The sequence below is a fragment of the Streptomyces sp. NPDC060205 genome, from assembly GCF_042728395.1.
Lineage (GTDB): Bacteria > Actinomycetota > Actinomycetes > Streptomycetales > Streptomycetaceae > Streptomyces.
The window spans coordinates 1-20,705 of record NZ_JBHWZP010000065.1; the positions used below are offsets into that span (position 1 = coordinate 1).

The following is a 20,705-nucleotide window of genomic DNA, read 5'->3' on the forward strand; positions in this document are numbered from 1 at the left end:
ACCCATCCACCCTAACACAACGCACGGGGGGGGGGGTCTCTCTTCCCCCCGGCACACCGCCCCGCTCCACTGGCCGGCCAGTGACGGCCGACCGTCCGATCAAGGACTCAGGACTCCGTGTCCTCGGAGTCGTCGTCCTGGAGACTCTTCTGCAGAACCGGTCCTTCGCCAGGAGCGAGCGAGCCGAGGATCCGCTCAAGGTCCTCCATCGAGGCGAACTCGACGGTGATCTTGCCCTTCTTCTGGCCGAGGTCGACCTTCACCCGGGTCTCGAAGCGATCCGAGAGACGACCCGCGAGATCGCTCAGCGCGGGAGAGACCAGAGCACCGGCTCGCGGCCCCTTGGCACGCGGAGGCGACTGCGGCCGCGAACCCATGAGTTGGACGATCTCCTCGACGGCTCGCACCGAGAGTCCCTCGGCCACGATCCGATGAGCCAGCCGGTCCTGTTCCTCCGAGTCCGCGACGGACAGCAGGGCCCGGGCATGTCCGGCGGAGAGAACTCCGGCGGCCACGCGACGCTGGACCGACGGCGAGAGCTTCAGCAGACGCAGGGTGTTGGAGACCTGGGGGCGTGAGCGCCCGATGCGGTCGGCCAGCTGGTCGTGCGTGCAGTTGAAGTCCTGGAGCAACTGGTCGTAGGCGGCAGCCTCTTCCAGCGGATTCAGCTGGGCCCGGTGCAGGTTCTCCAGCAGAGCGTCCAGGAGGAGCTTCTCGTCGTCCGTGGCGCGGACGATCGCCGGGATGGCCTCAAGCCCCGCCTCACGGCAAGCCCTCCAGCGCCGCTCGCCCATGATGAGCTCGTAGCGTGTCGGCCCCGACTGCCGTACGACGACCGGCTGCAGAAGCCCGACCTCCTTGATGGAGGTGACGAGCTCGGCGAGAGCGTCGTCGTCGAACACCTCTCGGGGCTGCCGCGGGTTCGGCGTGATGAAGTCAAGGGGCAGCTCAGCGAAGTACGCACCCACGGGTGCCGCCGGAGCCTCCCCGAACACGCTCACCGACGGCTCTTCCGGCTCAGGTGAAACCTGGGCCGGCGGAAGCGAGGCGACCTTGGCCGCCGCCACTCCACGCTCGGCGGTGAGCACCGGTACGGCTCCCGGCGAAGCGGACGCTCCACCCATCGCCGGCGGTACTGCCTTCTCCCCTGTCGGGGCAGCAGGGATCAGTGCGCCGAGACCACGGCCCAACCCCCTCCGTCGCTCGCTCACTGGATCCCCTCCACCATGCTCTGTTCATTGTGTGCGCCCATGTGGGCGTGTTGCGCGTCGTAGGCCACGCCGGCTCCGCGCAGTGCGATCTCGCGCGCCGCCTCAAGATAGGAGAGGGCGCCGCTCGATCCCGGGTCGTAGGTCAGCACCGTCTGTCCATAGCTGGGAGCTTCGGAAATACGGACCGAGCGCGGAATGCTCGTACGCAGCACCTCATCGCCGAAGTGACTGCGCACCTCGTCGGCTACCTGGGATGCGAGACGCGTCCTGCCGTCGTACATGGTGAGCAGGATGGTCGACACATGCAGGTTGGGATTGAGGTGTCCCCGTACCAGGTCGACATTGCGCAGCAGTTGACCCAGGCCCTCCAGTGCGTAGTACTCGCACTGGATCGGGATGAGAACCTCGGCGCCCGCGACGAGCGCGTTGACCGTCAGCAGTCCCAGAGAGGGCGGGCAGTCGATAAGGATGTAGTCGAGTGGCTGCTCGTACGCCAGGATCGCCCGTTCCAGCCGACTCTCACGTGCCACCAGAGACACCAGCTCGATCTCCGCACCGGCGAGATCGATCGTGGCGGGCGCGCAGAAGAGGCCTTCGACATCTGGGACCGGCTGAACAACCTCGGAGAGCGGCCTGCTGTCGATCAGCACGTCGTAGATGGACGGAACTTCGGCGTGATGGTCGATCCCCAGCGCGGTGGACGCATTGCCCTGGGGGTCCAGGTCGATCACCAGGACCCGGCCGCCGTGCAGCGCGAGAGAGGCAGCAAGGTTGACCGTGGTCGTGGTCTTTCCGACCCCGCCCTTCTGGTTGGCGACCACCATGACGCGGGTCTGCTCGGGCCGTGGCAGGCCCTCGCCGGCTCGACCTAGAGCCTCCACAGCAAGTTGGGCAGCACGACCAATGGGAGTGTCGTCCATCGGGGGCGGTGTTTCACGTGAAACATCGTCCCCGATCGACTCGGTTCGGGGACCGGGGACCGGATCGGTCATCGGTCCCGCGATGTTGGCGTCGGACCGCAAGGATTCACTCTCCTCGACTTCAGGCTCGCAATGAACAGAGCCTCCCATGCCATCGGGGTCGTGAACCAGCGAGGCCCGTGCTTCTGTGGAGAAATCCACCTCTGTGGACAACTCCGTGCCCTCTTCGGGGGACGCGCTTCGGTCAGGAGAGGCTCTTTTCCCGAAGGATCCCAAGGATCCCAGCGGGTTACGGTCGCGGGGTTCGGCCGCAGCACGACCGCGACCGATGATGCCGTGCAGCAATGAGCGACGTTTCACGTGAAACACGATGCACAGCGCGCGGGGTCGCCATCGCGCGACACTCCGGCATGCATAGGTTTGGCAGCTTGTGTGGAGTACGTCTCGTCGTCAGGACGGATGAGTCGCCATGTCTCCGCCCCGACGACGTACTCCTGCCGCCCGGCGCCCCCGCCGGGCGGGGTCAGCGGCGCCTACGGGTCCTGCCCGTCCGCGCTGCCTTCGCCCGTTTGGCCGCGAACCGTACACCGCCCGGGCTCTCCCCGACCTCCACGCGCACCACCGTGGCCAGGGGCTCCACCACGCCCTCACCGACGCGCAGCACCGAGGTGTCGACGGCTCCGAGCTTGCTCAGGGCGGCTCCGGCGCTCTTGACCTCTTCCTCCGCGGTGTCGCCCTTGAGGAGCAGCATCTCCCCGTACGGGCGCAGAAGCGGGACTCCCCAGGCCGCGAGACGGTCCAGAGGAGCCACCGCCCGGGCCGTCACCACGTGGACCGGAGGCAGCTTGCCCAGGACCTCCTCGGCGCGTCCACGGACGACGGTGACATGGTCGAGCCCGAGCAGCTCGACGACCTCGTTGAGGAAGTTGGTGCGCCGCAGCAGCGGCTCAAGCAGCGTGATCTTGAGATCCGTGCGGACAAGGGCCAGGGGGATGCCGGGCAGACCGGCCCCGGACCCGACATCGCACACGGTCACGCCCTCCGGAACCACTTCCGAGAGCACGGCACAGTTCAACAGATGCCGTTCCCACAGACGAGGCACTTCACGAGGACCGATCAGACCGCGCTGAACTCCCACGTCGGCCAGCAACTCCGCGAACCGAACCGCGTCCGCGAAGCGATCACCGAATACCGCCCGAGCCTGCTCGGGCGCAGGGGGGAGCTCCGCTGCCTCCGTCACGGGGAACCGTCCTTCCGTACCGCTTGAGCGCATGACGCGCTGACTACAAGGACTATCAGGAACTATCGACAAACACCGGGCTGACAAAATTCGGCCCCGCCTGCGAACACAGACGGGGCCGGGAGTACGACGTGCTTGATCAGGCGGGGAGCACGACAACGAAGCGCTGCGGCTCCTCGCCCTCGGACTCGCTGCGCAGGCCGGCCGCCTTGACGGCGTCGTGCACCACCTTGCGCTCGAAGGGCGTCATCGGATCCATCTTCACCGGTACGCCGGAGCTCCTGACCTCGGCCGCGGTCTTCGCGCCCAGCTCGGAGAGCTCCTCACGCTTCTTGGCGCGGTAGCCCGCGATGTCCAGCATCAGCCGGCTGCGGTCCCCGGTCTCCCGGTGCACGGCCAGGCGGGTGAGCTCCTGGAGTGCCTCCAGCACCTCGCCGTCACGGCCGACCAGCTTCTGCAGGTCGCGGCTGTTGGAATCACTGATGATCGAGACAGCCGCACGATCGGCCTCGACATCCATGTCGATGTCGCCGTCGAGGTCGGCGATGTCCAACAGACCCTCAAGGTAGTCGGCCGCGATCTCGCCCTCCTGCTCCAGGCGGGTCAGGGTGTCGCCACCCTCAGGGGCAGCGGAGGTGGTGCCTTCCGTCACGGGATGGACTCCTTCTTGCTTACTTCTTGGACGGGGACTTGGGCCGCTGCGGACCCTTGCGCTGTCCGGACTGGGCCTTGCTGCGGGTGCCACCGGACGCGGGCTTTCCGCCGGACGCGGGCTTGCCACCCGCAGGCTTGGGACCGGGCTTGGCGTCCTGCGGTTCGTCGGACTTGCTGAGGGAGGTCTTCGGCTCGGACTCACCCGCGGCCTTGGCACCGCCCTGGACCGCGCCCGACTGCCGCTGGGACTTGCTCTGCCGCTTGGGCTGCTGACGCTTGGGAGCCGCGCCCGTCACCGGGGTGCCGTCCTCGGTCTCGACCAGGGTCGAGGCCTCGCTCTTCACCACGTTGCCGTCGGCCTGGGCCGCCAGTCCCGCCTTGGTCAGACCGTTGATGAACTTGCGCTCGAACTCGTTGCGGTCACGGCCCTTGGCGACGATGGCCTTGACGATGGCCTTCTGTCCGCGCCCGCGGGTCTTGCCGTGCTGCGTGACGTGCTTGTTCAGGCGCTCCAGGTAGGAGGCCTGAGCCTTGGAGCCCGGCGTCGGGTTGTTGCGGATGACGTACATCTGCTGGCCCATGGTCCACACGTTGGTGGTCAGCCAGTAGACGAGGACACCGACGGGGAAGTTGATGCCGAAGACGGCGAACATGACCGGGAAGACGTACATCAGCATCTTCTGCTGCTGCATGAACGGCGTCTTGACCGTGGTGTCGACGTTCTTCGTCATCAGCTGACGCTGCGTGTAGAACTGCGAGAACGACATCAGGACGATCATGATCGCCGTGACGACGCGCACGTCGGTGATCGAGGAGCCCAGCGCTTCGACCTTGGAGCTGCCGTCCGTGAACTTCGCGGCCAGCGGGGCTCCGAAGATGTGCGCCTTCTGCGCGCTCTCCAGCAGCCGGTCGTTGATCACGCCGATGGTGTCGTTCGACGCGATGCCGTTGAGCACGTGGTACAGGGCGAAGAAGAACGGCGACTGCGCCAGGATGGGAAGGCACGAGGAGAGCGGGTTGGTGCCCGTCTCCTTGTACAGCTTCATCATCTCTTCGGACTGGCGCTGCTTGTCGTTCTTGTAGCGCTCCTGGATCTTCTTCATCTCGGGCTGCAGCGTCTGCATCGCCCGGGTGGCCTTGATCTGCTTCACGAAGAGCGGGATCAGGCAGATACGGATCAGGATCACCAGGGACACGATGGACAAGCCCCAGGCCCAGCCCGTGTCGGGGCCGAAGATGGCGCCGTACACCGAGTGGAACTGGACGATGACCCAGGAAACGGGTGTCGTGATGAAGCTGAAAATACTGGCAATCGTGTCCACTAATCAGGCTCCTTGAGCATGGGACGGGGTCTCGGCGGCCGGGCTTGAGGGATGGTTGGACATACCGTGCCCCTCGGTGGCCGGTTCGGCGGCGGAGTTCCCGCCCTTGCGTGCACGCCAGGCATTGCGCAGCAGTTCGTGCCACCGCGGACGCTTGCGCGGCGGGACATGGTCCACACCGCCGAGCGACCACGGATTGCACCGCAGGATGCGCCAGGCGGTGAGTGCCGTTCCCTTGATCGCACCGTGCCGGTCGATGGCTTGGTACCCGTAGTGGGAACACGACGGGTAGTACTTGCACACCGGCCCGAGCAACGGGCTGATGGTCCACTGGTACATCTTGATGAGAGCCAGCAGCGGGTACTTCATCGCGCGCCCCCTCCCAGCAGCCGCTCCAGGGCGGCATCCAGGTCTCGGGCCAGCTGTGCATGGTCGGCGTCGCCCGCACCGGGCAGCGCTCGTACGACTACCAGGCTACCGGGGGTCAGCCGAGCCACTCGCGTACGCATCAGATGGCGAAGCCGACGCTTCACCTTGTTGCGTACGACGGCTCCGCCCACGGCTTTGCTGACAACGAAACCCGCACGCGTCGGGGGAGTGCTCTCCCCAGGCACGTGCGGGTCTGTTGCACCGCTACGAAGGTGGACGACGAGGAGCGGGCGTCCGGCCCGGCGTCCTCGGCGTACCGCGGTCGCGAAGTCCTCGCGCCGCCTCAGCCGATGCTCGGTAGGCAGCACGTCATGACCTGTTTAGGTAATCAGGCGGACAGGCTGCTGCGACCCTTGCCACGGCGGTTCGCGAGAATCGCGCGGCCGGCACGGGTACGCATCCGCAGACGGAAGCCGTGGGTCTTGGCGCGACGGCGGTTGTTCGGCTGGAAGGTGCGCTTGCTCACTCGGGGGCTCCAGAAAGAATCGGTGGCGGCGGAGTGCCGTCCTGGCTGTCACCGTGCGCCAACGAGTAGCTCGCATTACGCCCGAGTGCACCGCTTCCCGATCACTCTTCGCGATCTGTGCCCATCGGAGGCAGGCGGCAGCAGCCATCGACAACTCGACCTGGTCACGGTACGCGCGGCTACGCCATCCGGTCAAACCGGCGCCGCCCGGGAGACACTGTCCACAGGCTGGGGACAACAACTTGAACCGCATGGGTCGCCCTGACTACCGTGGCCGGACTCCGGTTCGTTCCCTTCTCTCCGCTCCATCTCATTCGTTCCGGCCGCTCCAGCGGTTCCGTCCACCCCGTTCACCGAGTTCCAACCCAACCCGTCCCAGGAATCACACGTTCGTGGGACCCGTGAGAGAGCGTGCCCTGTGGCTGACGTACCTGCCGATCTTGCCGCAGTGTGGCCACGAGTATTGGAGCAACTTCTCGGGGAGGGCCGCGGACAGGCTGTCGAGACGAAGGACGAGCGCTGGATCAAGCGCTGTCAGCCGCTCGCGCTGGTGGCGGACACCGCACTGCTCGCCGTCCCGAACGAGTTCGCGAAGAGCGTCCTCGAAGGCCGCCTGGCGCCGATCGTCAGCGAGACGCTGAGCCGCGAGTGCGGCCGGCCGATCCGGATCGCGATCACCGTCGACGACTCCATGGGGGAATCCCCCGCGCCGTCGGCGCCGCCCGTCCAGCAGTCGCAGCAGCGTTACGAGGAGCCCGAGCGCCCGCCCTCGCAGGGCCACGACGGCTACCGCGGGTACGGCCGGCACCGCGCCGACGACCGCATGGACGACCGGCATCGCGCGGACGACCGCATGGACGACAGGTCGGACGACCACCCGCAGGGCCGCCCCGACCAGCAGCCGCCCTCCCACGAGGACCAGCTCCCGACGGCCCGTCCCGCGTACCCCGACTACCAGCGCCCCGCCCCCGGCGCCTGGCCGCGGCCCTCGCAGGACGACTACGGCTGGCAGCAGCAGCGGCTCGGCTTCCCCGACCGCGACCCCTACGCGTCCCCTCCGCGGGACTACCGGCAGCAGCCGGGGCGCTCGCCGTACGACCAGCGGTCCGACTACGAGCAGCAGCGGCCCGACTACGACCAGCCCCGCTCGGACTACGACCAGCGTCCGGACCGCCGTGACCGGTCCGAGCCGCCCTCCCCGTCCGGCATGGGCCATGTCCACCGCGGCGGCCCCGTCGGTTCGTCCCTGCCCGCCTCCAGCGGCGCCCCGGGCCCGCTGGCCGCGCAGCCGGCGCCCGCGACGGGCCCCGGCGAGCCCACCGCGCGCCTCAATCCGAAGTACCTCTTCGACACCTTCGTCATCGGGGCCTCGAACCGTTTCGCGCACGCGGCCGCGGTCGCCGTCGCCGAGGCGCCAGCCAAGGCGTACAACCCGTTGTTCATCTACGGGGAGTCCGGCCTCGGCAAGACCCACCTGCTGCACGCGATCGGGCACTACGCGCGCAGCCTCTACCCGGGCACGCGGGTGCGGTACGTGAGCTCGGAGGAGTTCACCAACGAGTTCATCAACTCCATCCGCGACGGCAAGGGCGACAGCTTCCGCAAGCGGTACCGGGAGATGGACATCCTGCTCGTCGACGACATCCAGTTCCTGGCGGACAAGGAGTCGACGCAGGAGGAGTTCTTCCACACCTTCAACACGCTCCACAACGCGAACAAGCAGATCGTGCTCTCCAGCGACCGGCCGCCCAAGCAGCTGGTGACGCTGGAGGACCGGCTGCGGAACCGCTTCGAGTGGGGTCTGATCACCGATGTCCAGCCGCCCGAGCTTGAGACCCGTATCGCCATCCTCCGTAAGAAGGCGGTGCAGGAGCAGCTCAACGCCCCGCCGGAGGTTCTGGAGTTCATCGCGTCCCGCATCTCGCGCAACATCCGCGAGCTGGAGGGCGCGCTGATCCGGGTGACGGCCTTCGCGTCGCTCAACCGGCAGCCGGTCGACCTCGGTCTCACCGAGATCGTCCTCAAGGACCTGATCCCCGGCGGTGAGGACTCGTCCCCGGAGATCACCGCGCCGGCCATCATGGCGGCCACCGCGGACTACTTCGGCCTCACGGTGGACGACCTGTGCGGATCCTCGCGCAGCCGGGTCCTGGTGACGGCCCGCCAGATCGCCATGTACCTCTGCCGCGAGCTCACGGATCTCTCCCTGCCGAAGATCGGCGCGCAGTTCGGCGGCCGCGACCACACGACCGTGATGCACGCCGACCGCAAGATCCGCGCGCTGATGGCGGAGCGCCGCTCCATCTACAACCAGGTCACCGAACTCACGAACCGCATCAAGAACGGCTGACGCCCGCCGCGGTACGTCACCGAAGGCGCCCCGGGACTCGTTCCCGAGGGCGCCTTCGCCGTTCCCGCGGCAGATCGGCAGCTGGGGCGCTGCCGTCCCCGGATGCGCTCAGACGCTCCCGTACGCGTCCTGTGGACCGTCTCCCGGAGGCTCCGGGCCGCTCTTCGGGCCCTCGGAACGCCTCCCGAACCGCCTCCGAACCCCTCCAGGGCCCCGCCCGGACCCGTCCCGCCGTTACCCGACAGCCATCAGCCGTTCGATTACGCGCCTGGTTACGGGCGCCCTCCACAGATTCGGGGACTTTCTTGTGTCCACACCCTGGGGACTGCGAAGTTGTCCAGATCGTGTCCACAGGGACAGCTGCTGAAAGAGGATCAGCCCAGCTCAATCGCCTGTGGATCCGTGGACAAAAGATCTCCACAGGCTGTGGACAGAGAAAAGATCCACAGGCTGTGCGGAAAGTTGTCCACCGGCGACCCACAGGCTAGGGGCAGTTGTCCCCAGTGATCGTCAGCTTCTCCACATCGCTGTCCACTGTTCGGCAACGCGACGCGCGATCTCACCGTGTCGAGTGAAAGGCGTCACACGAAGGTGCCGGGTTGGGCTGTGGGGAACGTGGGTAAAGCTGGGGACGGCGCTGGGGAGAAGTGGCCCCCACCTGTGCACGGGGTGTGCAGAACTTTTCGCCGTCCACAGAAGAGGCGTGTTATCCACCGCCTCCGCCCACAGGGCCAGTGGACAAAAAAGCGGCCCTGAGCTGCGAAAACGGGGTTATCCACGGTATCCACAGCCCCTACTACTACTGACAACTAGAGAGAGCCTGAGAACCGTTTCGAAGTCTGGGCTGTGCACAACTCACGCTCGGCACCTCGACTGCTGCTCGGAACGACTTGACCCCGAGAGGCACCGACTGTCAGTGCGGTGCGTCAGACTGGTCCCCGGCGACCGGCCCATCGATGGGCCGAGCAACGCCGAGTCAGACGACGAAGACCGAGCAGGGCGAGAGCGCCGGCAACAGACGGAGGCGGCAACGGTGAAGATCCGGGTGGAACGCGACGTACTCGCGGAGGCAGTGGCCTGGGCGGCACGCAGCCTCCCGGCCCGTCCACCGGCGCCTGTGCTCGCCGGCCTCCTTCTGAAGGCCGAGGAGGGCGCACTGAGCCTCTCCAGCTTCGACTACGAGGTCTCGGCACGCGTCTCCGTGGACGCGGAGATCGACGAGGAGGGCACGGTGCTCGTCTCCGGCCGCCTGCTCGCCGACATCTGCCGCGCCCTCCCCAACCGGCCGGTGGAGATTTCCACAGACGGTGTACGGGCGACCGTGGTCTGCGGTTCCTCCCGCTTCACCCTCCACACACTGCCTGTGGAGGAGTACCCGGCGCTGCCGCAGATGCCGTCCGCGACCGGCACCGTCCCCGGCGAGGTCTTCGCCTCGGCCGCCGCCCAGGTGGCGATCGCCGCGGGCCGCGACGACACACTGCCCGTGCTCACCGGTGTGCGCATCGAGATCGAGGGCGACACGGTCACCCTGGCGTCCACCGACCGCTACCGCTTCGCGGTCCGCGAGTTCCTGTGGAAGCCGGAGAACCCGGAGGCGTCCGCCGTCGCCCTGGTGCCCGCCAAGACGCTCCTGGACACCGCCAAGGCGCTCACGAGCGGCGACAGCGTGATCCTGGCGCTGTCCGGATCCGGAGCCGGTGAGGGCCTGATCGGCTTCGAGGGAGCGGGCCGGCGTACGACGACGCGGCTGCTGGAGGGCGACCTCCCGAAGTACCGCTCGCTGTTCCCGACGGAGTTCAACTCGATCGCCGTCATCGAGACCGCCCCCTTCGTGGAGGCCGTCAAGCGTGTGGCCCTGGTCGCTGAGCGCAACACCCCGGTGCGGCTGAGCTTCGAGCAGGGCGTGCTGATCCTGGAGGCCGGCTCCAGCGACGACGCACAGGCTGTGGAGAGGGTCGACGCCCAGCTGGAGGGCGACGACGTCTCGATCGCCTTCAACCCGACGTTCCTGCTCGACGGGCTGAGCGCCATCGACTCCCCGGTCGCGCAGCTCTCCTTCACGACGTCCACCAAGCCGGCGCTCCTCAGCGGCCGGCCCGCGCTGGACGCCGAGGCGGACGAGGCCTACAAGTACCTGATCATGCCGGTACGGCTCAGCGGCTGACGAAGAGCCGCAGGTGAGGGCATACGTCTGAGCGGCTATGCCCACAGGTGTGCAGGAGAGTCCGGGTTTAGGCTCGGGCGCAGGTACGAAAGTGCCCTCCTGCCACATCGCTAGTGAAGGAACAACCTGATGGAGCTCGGTCTCGTCGGCCTCGGCAAGATGGGCGGCAACATGCGCGAGCGCATTCGCCGCGCAGGCCACACCGTCATCGGATACGACCGCAACGCGGATCTCGCCGATGTCCACAGCCTTGAGGAGCTTGTGGGCAAGCTCAAGGGTCCGCGGGTGGTGTGGGTGATGGTCCCGGCCGGTGCCGCGACCCAGTCCACGATCGACGAGCTCGGTGAGCTGCTTGAGCCCGGTGACGTGGTCGTGGACGGCGGCAACTCGCGCTGGACGGACGACGAGAGGCACTCCGAGGAGCTGGCGGCCAAGGGCATCGGCTTCGTCGACGCCGGCGTCTCCGGGGGCGTGTGGGGCCTGCAGAACGGCTATGCGCTGATGGTCGGCGGCGATGCCGGGCACATCGCGAAGGTGCAGCCCATCTTCGACGCCCTCAAGCCGGAGGGCGACGCGGGGTTCGTGCACGCGGGCAAGGTCGGCGCCGGGCACTTCTCCAAGATGGTCCACAACGGCATCGAGTACGCCATGATGCAGGCCTACGCCGAGGGCTGGGAACTGCTCGAAGCGGTCGACTCGGTGACGGACGTGCGCGAGGTCTTCCGGTCCTGGCAGGAGGGCACGGTCATCCGTTCCTGGCTGCTGGACCTGGCGGTCAACGCGCTGGACGAGGACGAGCACCTGGAGCGGCTGCGCGGCTTCGCGCAGGACTCCGGCGAGGGCCGCTGGACCGTCGAGGCGGCCATCGACAACGCGGTACCGCTGCCCGCGATCACCGCGTCGCTCTTCGCCCGCTTCGCGTCCCGGCAGGACGACTCGCCGCAGATGAAGATGATCGCGGCACTGCGCAACCAGTTCGGCGGCCACGCCGTGGAGAAGAAGTAGCCCGGAGGCGGTCCGGAGGATTCCGGCGGCGGTTCGGGAGAAGAAGCAGTCCACAGGTCCGCTCCGCGGATCCACAGCTCTGGGGGAGGTCGGCGAACGACCATGCACGTCACGCATCTGTCGCTGGCCGACTTCCGCTCGTACGCCCGGGTCGAGGTTCCGCTCGACCCGGGCGTCACCGTGTTCGTGGGGCCCAACGGACAGGGCAAGACCAATCTCGTCGAGGCGGTCGGCTATCTCGCCACCCTCGGCAGCCACCGGGTCTCGTCCGACGCGCCCCTTGTGCGGATGGGCGCCGAGCGGGCCATCGTCCGGGCCAACGTCCGCCAGGGCGACCGCCAGCAGCTCGTGGAACTCGAACTGAACCCCGGCAAGGCCAACCGCGCCCGCATCAACAGGTCCTCGCAGGTCAGACCCCGTGACGTGCTCGGCATCGTACGGACGGTGCTGTTCGCGCCCGAGGACCTGGCGCTGGTCAAGGGCGACCCCGGGGAGCGCCGGCGGTTCCTCGACGAGCTGATCACCGCGCGCTCCCCGCGGATGGCGGGCGTGCGCTCGGACTACGACCGGGTCCTGAAGCAGCGCAACACCCTCCTGAAGTCGGCCGCCCTCGCCCGCCGCCACGGCGGCCGCACGATGGACCTCTCCACCCTCGACGTGTGGGACCAGCACCTCGCGCGCGTGGGCGCCGAGCTGCTCGCCCAGCGGCTCGATCTGATCGCCACGCTCCAGCCGCTCACCGACAAGGCGTACGAGCAGCTCGCGCCCGGCGGCGGCCCGGTGGCCCTGGAGTACAGGCCCTCCTCGCCCGGGATCACCGGGCACGCGCGCGAGGAGCTGTACGAACAGCTGACGGCGGCCCTGGTGGAGAGCCGCAAGCAGGAGATCGAACGGGGGGTCACCCTCGTGGGCCCCCACAGGGACGAACTACTGCTCAAACTTGGCCAGCTGCCCGCGAAGGGATATGCGTCACACGGCGAGTCCTGGTCGTACGCGCTGTCGCTGCGCCTCGCCTCGTACGACCTGCTGCGGGCCGAGGGCAACGAGCCGGTGCTGGTCCTCGACGACGTGTTCGCCGAGCTGGACACCCGTCGCCGCGAACGCCTCGCCGAACTGGTCGCCCCCGGCGAGCAGGTACTGGTGACCGCCGCGGTCGACGACGACGTGCCGGGCGTCCTGACGGGGACGCGGTACGCCGTGTCCGAGGGCGCCGTGGAGCGCGTATGAGCGAGAACACACCTGACCCGAAGAACGACCCGAAGAACGCTCCCGAGCCCTCCGGGGTCGACCTCGCGCGCGTGGCCCTGCGCGCGGCGAAGGAGCAGGCACGCGCGCGTGGGGACGCGGCGCGGGACAAGAAGCAGGCGCGTCGTGGCGGTCTGCGCTCCGGCGCGCACGCCGACGGGCGCGATCCCATGGCCCTCGGGTCCGCCATCAACCGGCTCATCACCGAGCGCGGCTGGGAGACCCCGGCCGCCGTCGGCGGGGTCATGGGCCGCTGGCCGCAGATCGTCGGGGACGACCTGGCCAAGCACTGCGTACCGGAGAAGTACGACGAGGACGAGCGGGTACTCGTCGTGCGGTGCGACTCGACGGCCTGGGCCACCAACCTGCGGCTGCTCGCTCCGCAGCTGGTCGCCCGCCTGAACGAGGACCTCGGGCACGGCACGGTGCGGCTGATCAAGGTGCTGGGCCCCGGGGGTCCCGCCCACCGCTACGGCCCCCTGCGCGCCCCTGGTAGCACGGGCCCCGGTGACACCTACGGGTGAGCCAGACCGGGCGGTATGCCGTCCGTAGCGCCGGGTTGACACCCGGAAGCGCTGAGTGCCGCTCTGGGCCTCTTTGAGCCCGGGGCCACATATGGGGAGTCGGCGGAGACCGGTTCAGGGCGGCACATGCGGACTCAGGTACCGGCAAACCCCCATCACTGTCGGCGCTACCGGTAGACTGGAAGCTAATCCCGCCCCACTTGTGGGACACACCGAGCAACGCTGACAAAGGCTTACCGACGTAACACGCCGCAGCCGCTCCGGACACCCTCCTCGGAGGGGACCCGGAGCTTGGCTTGTGCTGTGCCAGAAAGGGCGCTTCGTGGCCGATTCCGGCAACCCCAACGAGAACATCCCGTCCACCGACGCGGCCGCGAAAAGCGGGTCCCACTCCTCGAACGGCGAGGTCAAGGGCTCGTACGACGCCAGCGCCATCACCGTCCTCGAAGGTCTGGACGCGGTCCGCAAGCGACCCGGTATGTACATCGGCTCGACCGGCGAGCGTGGACTGCACCACCTCGTGTACGAGGTGGTCGACAACTCCGTCGACGAGGCGCTGGCCGGTCACGCGGACACGATCGACGTCACGATCCTTCCCGACGGCGGTGTCCGCGTCGTCGACAACGGCCGTGGCATCCCGGTGGGCATCGTCCCCTCGGAGGGCAAGCCCGCCGTCGAGGTCGTCCTGACCGTGCTGCACGCGGGCGGCAAGTTCGGGGGCGGCGGTTACGCGGTCTCCGGTGGTCTGCACGGCGTCGGTGTCTCCGTCGTGAACGCGCTGTCCACCAAGGTGGCCGTGGAGGTCAGGACCGACGGCCACCGCTGGACCCAGGACTACAAGCTGGGCGTCCCGACGGCCCCGCTCGCCAAGCACGAGGAGATCGAGAAGACAGGCACCTCGGTCACCTTCTGGGCCGACGGGGACATCTTCGAGACCACGGAGTACTCCTTCGAGACGCTCTCGCGGCGCTTCCAGGAGATGGCGTTCCTCAACAAGGGTTTGACCATCAAACTCACTGACGAGCGCGACTCGGCGAAGGCCACGGCGGGTGCCGACGAGGCCGGTACGGACGAGGCCGAAGAGGTCAAGACCGTCACGTACCACTACGAAGGCGGCATCGTCGACTTCGTGACGTACCTCAACTCCCGCAAGGGTGAGGTCATCCACCCCACGGTGATCGACATCGAGGCCGAGGACAAGGAGCGCATGCTCTCCCTCGAAGTCGCGATGCAGTGGAACGGCGGCTACAGCGAGGGCGTGTACTCCTTCGCCAACACCATCCACACCCACGAGGGCGGTACGCACGAGGAGGGCTTCCGCGCGGCGCTCACCGGTCTCATCAACCGGTACGCGCGCGACAAGAAGCTGCTGCGCGAGAAGGACGACAACCTCACGGGCGACGACATCCGCGAGGGTCTGACGGCGATCATCTCGATCAAGCTGGGCGAGCCGCAGTTCGAGGGCCAGACCAAGACCAAGCTGGGCAACACCGAGGCGAAGACCTTCGTACAGAAGGTCGTGCACGAGCACATCAGCGACTGGCTGGACCGCAACCCGAACGAGGCCGCGGACATCATCCGCAAGTCCATCCAGGCGGCCACCGCGCGCGTGGCGGCCCGCAAGGCCCGCGACCTCACCCGCCGCAAGGGGCTCCTGGAGACGGCGTCGCTGCCGGGCAAGCTGAGCGACTGCCAGTCGAACGACCCCACCAAGTGCGAGATCTTCATCGTCGAGGGTGACTCCGCCGGCGGTTCGGCCAAGTCGGGCCGCAACCCCCAGTACCAGGCGATTCTCCCGATCCGCGGAAAGATCCTCAACGTCGAGAAGGCGCGGATCGACAAGATCCTGCAGAACCAGGAGATCCAGGCGCTCATCTCGGCCTTCGGCACCGGGGTCCACGAGGACTTCGACATCGCCAAGCTCCGCTATCACAAGATCATCCTGATGGCGGACGCCGACGTCGACGGCCAGCACATCAACACCCTGCTGCTGACCTTCCTGTTCCGCTTCATGCGCCCGCTGGTCGAGGCCGGGCACGTCTTCCTGTCCCGTCCGCCGCTCTACAAGATCAAGTGGGGTCGCGACGACTTCGAGTACGCGTACTCGGACCGCGAGCGCGACGCCCTGATCGAGCTGGGCCGGCAGGCCGGCAAGCGCGTCAGGGAGGACTCGATCCAGCGCTTCAAGGGTCTCGGTGAGATGAACGCCGAGGAGCTGCGCATCACGACCATGGACCAGGAGCACCGCGTCCTCGGGCAGGTCACCCTCGACGACGCCGCCCAGGCCGACGACCTCTTCTCGGTGCTGATGGGCGAGGACGTCGAAGCACGCCGCGCGTTCATCCAGCGCAATGCCAAGGACGTCCGCTTCCTCGACATCTGAGTCGGTCTCAGCTGACCGCGTCAGAAAGGATCTGCACCAGCAATGACCGACGAGACACCCATTTCCCCCACCGGTCCGGGCATCCCCGCCGAAGAGGACGGGACCGCTCTGCGGGTCGAGCCCGTCGGGCTCGAAACCGAGATGCAGCGCTCGTACCTCGACTACGCGATGTCCGTCATCGTGTCGCGCGCGCTGCCCGACGTACGGGACGGTCTCAAGCCCGTCCACCGCCGTGTCCTGTACGCCATGTACGACGGCGGCTACCGGCCTGAGAAGGGCTTCTACAAGTGTGCCCGCGTCGTCGGCGACGTCATGGGCAACTACCACCCGCACGGCGACTCGTCGATCTACGACGCGCTGGTCCGTCTCGCGCAGCCGTGGTCGATGCGGATGCCGCTGGTGGACTCGAACGGCAACTTCGGTTCCCCGGGCAACGACCCGGCCGCCGCCATGCGGTACACCGAGTGCAAGATGATGCCGCTGTCCATGGAGATGGTCCGCGACATCGACGAGGAGACCGTCGACTTCACGGACAACTACGACGGCCGCTCCCAGGAGCCGACCGTCCTGCCCGCCCGCTTTCCGAACCTGCTGATCAACGGCTCGGCGGGCATCGCGGTCGGTATGGCCACCAACATTCCGCCGCACAACCTGCGCGAGGTCGCCTCCGGTGCCCAGTGGTACCTGGAGAACCCCGAGGCCTCGCACGAGGAGCTGCTGGACGCGCTGATCGAGCGCATCAAGGGCCCCGACTTCCCGAGCGGCGCCCTGGTGGTGGGCCGCAAGGGCATCGAGGAGGCGTACCGCACGGGCCGTGGCTCCATCACGATGCGCGCGGTCGTCGAGGTCGAGGAGATCCAGAACCGCCAGTGCCTGGTGGTCACCGAGCTCCCCTATCAGGTCAACCCCGACAACCTGGCCCAGAAGATCGCCGACCTCGTGAAGGACGGCAAGATCGGCGGCATCGCCGACGTCCGGGACGAGACCTCGTCGCGTACGGGCCAGCGCCTGGTCATCGTCCTGAAGCGGGACGCGGTCGCCAAGGTCGTCCTGAACAACCTGTACAAGCACACCGACCTGCAGACGAACTTCGGCGCCAACATGCTGGCGCTGGTGGACGGCGTGCCGCGCACCCTGTCGCTCGACGCGTTCATCCGCCACTGGGTGACGCACCAGATCGAGGTCATCGTCCGGCGTACGCGGTTCCGGCTGCGCAAGGCCGAGGAGCGCGCGCACATCCTGCGCGGCCTCCTGAAGGCCCTGGACGCCATCGACGAGGTCATCGCGCTGATCCGGCGCAGCGACACCGTCGAGATCGCGCGCGAGGGCCTGATGGGCCTCCTGGAGATCGACGAGATCCAGGCCAACGCCATCCTTGAGATGCAGCTGCGCCGGCTCGCCGCCCTGGAGCGCCAGAAGATCGTCGCCGAGCACGACGAGCTGCAGGCGAAGATCCGCGAGTACAACGCGATCCTGGCCTCGCCCGAGCGGCAGCGCGCCATCATCAGCGAGGAACTGGCCGCGATCGTCGACAAGTTCGGTGACGACCGCCGCTCCAAGCTGGTGCCCTTCGACGGCGACATGTCCATGGAGGACCTGATCGCCGAAGAGGACATCGTCGTCACCATCACGCGCGGTGGCTACATCAAGCGCACCAAGGCCGAGGACTACCGCTCGCAGAAGCGCGGCGGCAAGGGCGTACGCGGGACGAAGCTCAAGGAAGACGACATCGTCGACCACTTCTTCGTGTCGACGACGCACCACTGGCTGCTGTTCTTCACCAACAAGGGCCGGGTCTACCGCGCGAAGGCGTACGAGCTTCCCGACGCCGGACGTGAGGCGCGCGGTCAGCACGTCGCGAACCTGCTGGCCTTCCAGCCGGACGAGGCGATCGCCGAGATCCTCGCGATCCGCGACTACGAAGCGGTGCCCTATCTGGTCCTCGCCACCAAGGGCGGACTGGTGAAGAAGACATCCCTGAAGGATTACGATTCGCCGCGTTCCGGAGGCGTCATCGCGATCAATCTCCGCGAGACGGAGGACGGATCCGACGACGAACTGATCGGAGCCGAGCTGGTTTCGGCAGAGGACGATCTGCTTCTGATCAGCAAGAAGGCCCAGTCGATCAGGTTCACCGCGACGGACGACGCGCTGCGCCCCATGGGCCGTGCCACCTCGGGCGTCAAGGGGATGAGCTTCCGCGAGGGCGACGAACTGCTCTCGATGAATGTTGTTCGACCCGGTACGTTCGTGTTCACTGCCACAGACGGTGGGTACGCGAAGCGGACCGCTGTCGACGATTACCGCGTCCAGGGTCGCGGTGGCCTCGGTATCAAGGCCGCCAAGATCGTCGAGGACCGGGGCTCGCTCGTCGGCGCGCTGGTGGTCGAGGAGACGGACGAGATCCTCGCCATCACACTGTCCGGCGGTGTGATTCGCACGCGAGTCAACGAGGTCAGGGAGACGGGCCGTGACACCATGGGCGTTCAACTGATCAACCTGGGCAAGCGCGATGCCGTCGTAGGTATCGCACGTAACGCCGAGGCCGGTCGCGAGGCCGAGGAAGTCGACGGGGTGGTCGACGACTCGGACGAGGTCGAGACGGTCGCCGGCACGGACGAGGGCGAGCCGTCCTCGGACGAGTAGCGCGAGGAGTGAGTCATCGTGAGCGGAGCCACGGGCGCCGGTTCGACCGAAACGGAAACGGACGGCGGCCGTGGCTCCGCCACGGAGGCGACTGACTCCCATGACTCTCATGGATCCCAGGGGGGAACTGTGACGGACACCCGAGGCCCACAGACGCCGCAGTACGCGGCCGGTGCGGCCCCAGGCTCGGCGGTGCCTCAGGGCCCGTCGGCGCCTTCTGGCACGGCGGTGCCGCCGGCACCGGGCTCGCCCCTCCCGGGCGAGCGGCAGCCGCAGCAGGCCGCCCAGCCGTACCACCCGCCGCAGGCGTACGCCGCGCACACGGCGCCCGCCGCGGGCGCCGTCCGCCGGCCGCGCACCGGGGCGCGCACCACGCCCCGTACGCGCAAGGCCCGCCTGCGGGTGGCCAAGGCCGACCCCTGGTCGGTGATGAAGGTCAGCTTCCTGCTCTCCATCGCGCTCGGGATCTGCACGATCGTCGCGGCCGCGGTGCTGTGGATGGTCATGGACGCCATGGGCGTCTTCTCCACCGTGGGCGGCACGATCTCCGAGGCCACCGGCTCGAACGAGTCGAACGGCTTCGACCTGCAGTCGTTCCTGTCGCTGCCGCGCGTCCTGATCTTCACGTCGATCATCGCCGTCATCGACGTCGTCCTGGCCACCGCGCTCGCCACCCTCGGCGCGTTCATCTACAACCTCTCCGCGGGCTTCGTCGGCGGTGTCGAGCTCACGCTCGCCGAGGACGAGTAAACGTTGTCACCACGGCTTCACCGCGAGAGCGCATCCCGGACCGGGGTGCGCTCTCGCGCTGTCGGGGTGCCGTTCCGCGCTGTCGGGGGCGTCATTCCGCGTTGTCGTGCGGCGTCCTTCCGCGGTGCCGGTGGGTGCGTTTCCGGCCTGCCCGGGCAGGCCGGGGCAGGCCCCGGATACCGATTTTGGGACTGGCCCCGTCGTGCGCTAATCTTCAGAGGTCAGCGCGCGGGACATACACCGCAGAGCGCGGCGGGGCTATAGCTCAGTTGGTTAGAGCGCATCCCTGATAAGGATGAGGCCACAGGTTCAAATCCTGTTAGCCCCACCAGTTCAAAGACCTCCAGGCCATGGTGCCTGGGGGTCTTTGGCATGTATGGCTTGCATCCGGCATCCGGCATCCGGCATCCGTTCGCTGAGCGGCCGGTGGGTCTGTCCGTGGCCCTGGGGGACGGCAGCGCTGAGCGCATGAGGGTTCTGGGAGCTCTGGGGGCTCACTGCAGGGGAATGCCTGAGGGGGAGCGCTTGAGGGTGTCTGAGAAGCTCTGGGAACTGCCGGTAGCGCGTCCGGCCGGGAAACCGGCGGGGTGGCCGCGTTCGGCGGCTGACCGGCCGTCAGGGGGCGCGTAGCGGTGTGGTGTGGGCCCCCAACGGGCCCGGTGATCGCGTCTATGGCGTGCGTCTAGCGGCACGCGCCGGTTCATGGTTCAGGTGTGCACGAAAATTCAGTCCACCGCTCTGCGATCCATGTGTCCGTGCAGATGCTGATGGTCAATGCTTGAGCTTGTGAGCAGTGGCTTTCAGTCGAATGGGGCATCCGGCGTGGGTGTGCCGGAACTGGGCAGGGATTTCCCTGTCAGGGGCGAGGGCCTGCCTGCGCTGCTGGAGAGCCTTCTCGATGAATCGCGGGGCAGGGCCCGGAAGGACCTGGCCGCGGAAGCAGGTGTGTTGGTGTCTCCTGTCCGGTGTTCAACGCCTGGATGAACCGGACGCGTGGGGCGTCCCGCGTCGATCCGGAGCGCGGTTGCGTGCGATGGCCGAGGTGTTCGAGAACGCCGGAACGATGCTCCAGCCGTGACGCTCCAGTTCGTCCGCGCGAACTGCGTGCCCGTATCCCCGTATCCCGGTGTGTCCGCATGCCGGTGTGTCCGCGTGCCGGTGTGTCCGTCTGCCGCGAGCTGCGGCGGTGGGAGCGGCCGGGGCACTCGGCATCCTGGCGGTGTGCGGTGACGCCACCGGTGAACGGGCCGCCTTGGTCGCCGTCGACTCGTTCCGCGCGTCCGGCTGACCGAAGCCGGTCCTTCTTTCCTGCGGCCCTCTTGGGGCATCTGCACATCGGTCGGTGGGGTCCGGACCGTGGAGGCGTCGGACGCCGTCGAAGCGTGAGATGTCGGCC

At 67.9% G+C, this 20,705-nt stretch carries 16 protein-coding genes and 1 tRNA gene; 9 read left to right on the top strand and 8 right to left on the bottom strand.

Annotated elements, in window-relative coordinates:
* Positions 1–107: 107 nt before the first annotated feature.
* The 8 genes from ACFWGJ_RS14325 to rpmH all read right to left on the bottom strand — a co-directional run bounded on the left by ACFWGJ_RS14325 (position 108) and on the right by rpmH (position 6,242).
* Positions 108–1,211: a ParB/RepB/Spo0J family partition protein gene (locus ACFWGJ_RS14325; protein ID WP_387323684.1), complete on the bottom strand. Its 1,104-nt coding sequence runs from the start codon at positions 1,209–1,211 to the stop codon at positions 108–110.
* On the bottom strand, positions 1,208–2,281 hold the full coding sequence (locus ACFWGJ_RS14330; protein ID WP_387323732.1) for an AAA family ATPase: 1,074 nt from the start codon (positions 2,279–2,281) through the stop codon (positions 1,208–1,210). The genes ACFWGJ_RS14325 and ACFWGJ_RS14330 overlap by 4 nt, the downstream gene beginning before the upstream one ends.
* 373 nt (positions 2,282–2,654) lie before the next feature.
* Positions 2,655–3,371, bottom strand: coding sequence for a 16S rRNA (guanine(527)-N(7))-methyltransferase RsmG (rsmG, locus tag ACFWGJ_RS14335; RefSeq protein WP_381834680.1), 717 nt, complete (start codon positions 3,369–3,371; stop codon positions 2,655–2,657).
* 139 nt (positions 3,372–3,510) lie between these two features.
* Positions 3,511–4,023, bottom strand: coding sequence for a protein jag (locus tag ACFWGJ_RS14340; protein ID WP_387323686.1), 513 nt, complete (start codon positions 4,021–4,023; stop codon positions 3,511–3,513).
* Between the two features lie 19 nt (positions 4,024–4,042).
* On the bottom strand, positions 4,043–5,347 hold the full coding sequence (yidC, locus tag ACFWGJ_RS14345; protein WP_387323689.1) for a membrane protein insertase YidC: 1,305 nt from the start codon (positions 5,345–5,347) through the stop codon (positions 4,043–4,045).
* A gap of 3 nt (positions 5,348–5,350) precedes the next feature.
* Positions 5,351–5,716: a membrane protein insertion efficiency factor YidD gene (yidD, locus tag ACFWGJ_RS14350; protein ID WP_381833489.1), complete on the bottom strand. Its 366-nt coding sequence runs from the start codon at positions 5,714–5,716 to the stop codon at positions 5,351–5,353.
* The gene (rnpA, locus tag ACFWGJ_RS14355) at positions 5,713–6,084 is read right to left on the bottom strand and encodes a ribonuclease P protein component (protein ID WP_210881459.1); all 372 of its coding nucleotides are present in this window, start codon (positions 6,082–6,084) and stop codon (positions 5,713–5,715) included. Before rnpA ends, yidD begins: the two co-directional genes overlap by 4 nt.
* 20 nt (positions 6,085–6,104) lie before the next feature.
* Complete coding sequence (gene rpmH, locus ACFWGJ_RS14360; protein ID WP_003967884.1) at positions 6,105–6,242, bottom strand: 50S ribosomal protein L34; 138 nt, start codon at positions 6,240–6,242, stop codon at positions 6,105–6,107.
* Positions 6,243–6,660: 418 nt separating this feature from the next.
* Between rpmH and dnaA the strand changes: the two genes are divergently transcribed.
* The 9 genes from dnaA to ACFWGJ_RS14405 all read left to right on the top strand — a co-directional run bounded on the left by dnaA (position 6,661) and on the right by ACFWGJ_RS14405 (position 19,640).
* Positions 6,661–8,592: a chromosomal replication initiator protein DnaA gene (dnaA, locus tag ACFWGJ_RS14365; protein WP_387323693.1), complete on the top strand. Its 1,932-nt coding sequence runs from the start codon at positions 6,661–6,663 to the stop codon at positions 8,590–8,592.
* Positions 8,593–9,625: 1,033 nt separating this feature from the next.
* The gene (gene dnaN, locus ACFWGJ_RS14370) at positions 9,626–10,756 is read left to right on the top strand and encodes a DNA polymerase III subunit beta (RefSeq protein ID WP_107020400.1); all 1,131 of its coding nucleotides are present in this window, start codon (positions 9,626–9,628) and stop codon (positions 10,754–10,756) included.
* 129 nt (positions 10,757–10,885) lie between these two features.
* Positions 10,886–11,761 carry a phosphogluconate dehydrogenase (NAD(+)-dependent, decarboxylating) gene (gene gnd, locus ACFWGJ_RS14375; RefSeq protein ID WP_387323697.1) on the top strand — a complete coding sequence of 292 codons (876 nt, stop codon included), beginning with the start codon at positions 10,886–10,888 and terminating at the stop codon, positions 11,759–11,761.
* A 102-nt stretch (positions 11,762–11,863) separates the two neighbouring features.
* Positions 11,864–12,988 carry a DNA replication/repair protein RecF gene (gene recF / locus ACFWGJ_RS14380; RefSeq protein WP_387323699.1) on the top strand — a complete coding sequence of 375 codons (1,125 nt, stop codon included), beginning with the start codon at positions 11,864–11,866 and terminating at the stop codon, positions 12,986–12,988.
* Positions 12,985–13,530, top strand: coding sequence for a DUF721 domain-containing protein (locus ACFWGJ_RS14385; protein ID WP_387323701.1), 546 nt, complete (start codon positions 12,985–12,987; stop codon positions 13,528–13,530). The genes recF and ACFWGJ_RS14385 overlap by 4 nt, the downstream gene beginning before the upstream one ends.
* A gap of 298 nt (positions 13,531–13,828) precedes the next feature.
* A complete protein-coding gene (gene gyrB / locus ACFWGJ_RS14390; protein WP_387323703.1) occupies positions 13,829–15,913 on the top strand; it encodes a DNA topoisomerase (ATP-hydrolyzing) subunit B in 2,085 nt (694 codons plus the stop codon).
* Between the two features lie 42 nt (positions 15,914–15,955).
* Complete coding sequence (gene gyrA, locus ACFWGJ_RS14395) at positions 15,956–18,559, top strand: DNA gyrase subunit A (RefSeq protein WP_387323705.1); 2,604 nt, start codon at positions 15,956–15,958, stop codon at positions 18,557–18,559.
* Positions 18,560–18,577: 18 nt separating this feature from the next.
* A complete protein-coding gene (locus tag ACFWGJ_RS14400) occupies positions 18,578–19,309 on the top strand; it encodes a DUF3566 domain-containing protein (protein WP_387323707.1) in 732 nt (243 codons plus the stop codon).
* 254 nt (positions 19,310–19,563) lie between these two features.
* Positions 19,564–19,640: transfer RNA gene (locus ACFWGJ_RS14405), tRNA-Ile, on the top strand.
* Positions 19,641–20,705: the final 1,065 nt, after the last annotated feature.

Excerpts from the sequence above, each read along its gene's own strand:
- gyrA (WP_387323705.1), top strand. The coding sequence starts at position 15,956 with ATGACCGACGAGACACCCATTTCCCCCACCGGTCCGGGCATCCCCGCC.
- gnd (WP_387323697.1), top strand. The coding sequence starts at position 10,886 with ATGGAGCTCGGTCTCGTCGGCCTCGGCAAGATGGGCGGCAACATGCGC.
- yidD (WP_381833489.1), bottom strand. The coding sequence starts at position 5,716 with ATGAAGTACCCGCTGCTGGCTCTCATCAAGATGTACCAGTGGACCATC.
- recF (WP_387323699.1), top strand. The coding sequence starts at position 11,864 with ATGCACGTCACGCATCTGTCGCTGGCCGACTTCCGCTCGTACGCCCGG.
- ACFWGJ_RS14385 (WP_387323701.1), top strand. The coding sequence starts at position 12,985 with ATGAGCGAGAACACACCTGACCCGAAGAACGACCCGAAGAACGCTCCC.
- ACFWGJ_RS14330 (WP_387323732.1), bottom strand. The coding sequence starts at position 2,281 with ATGGGAGGCTCTGTTCATTGCGAGCCTGAAGTCGAGGAGAGTGAATCC.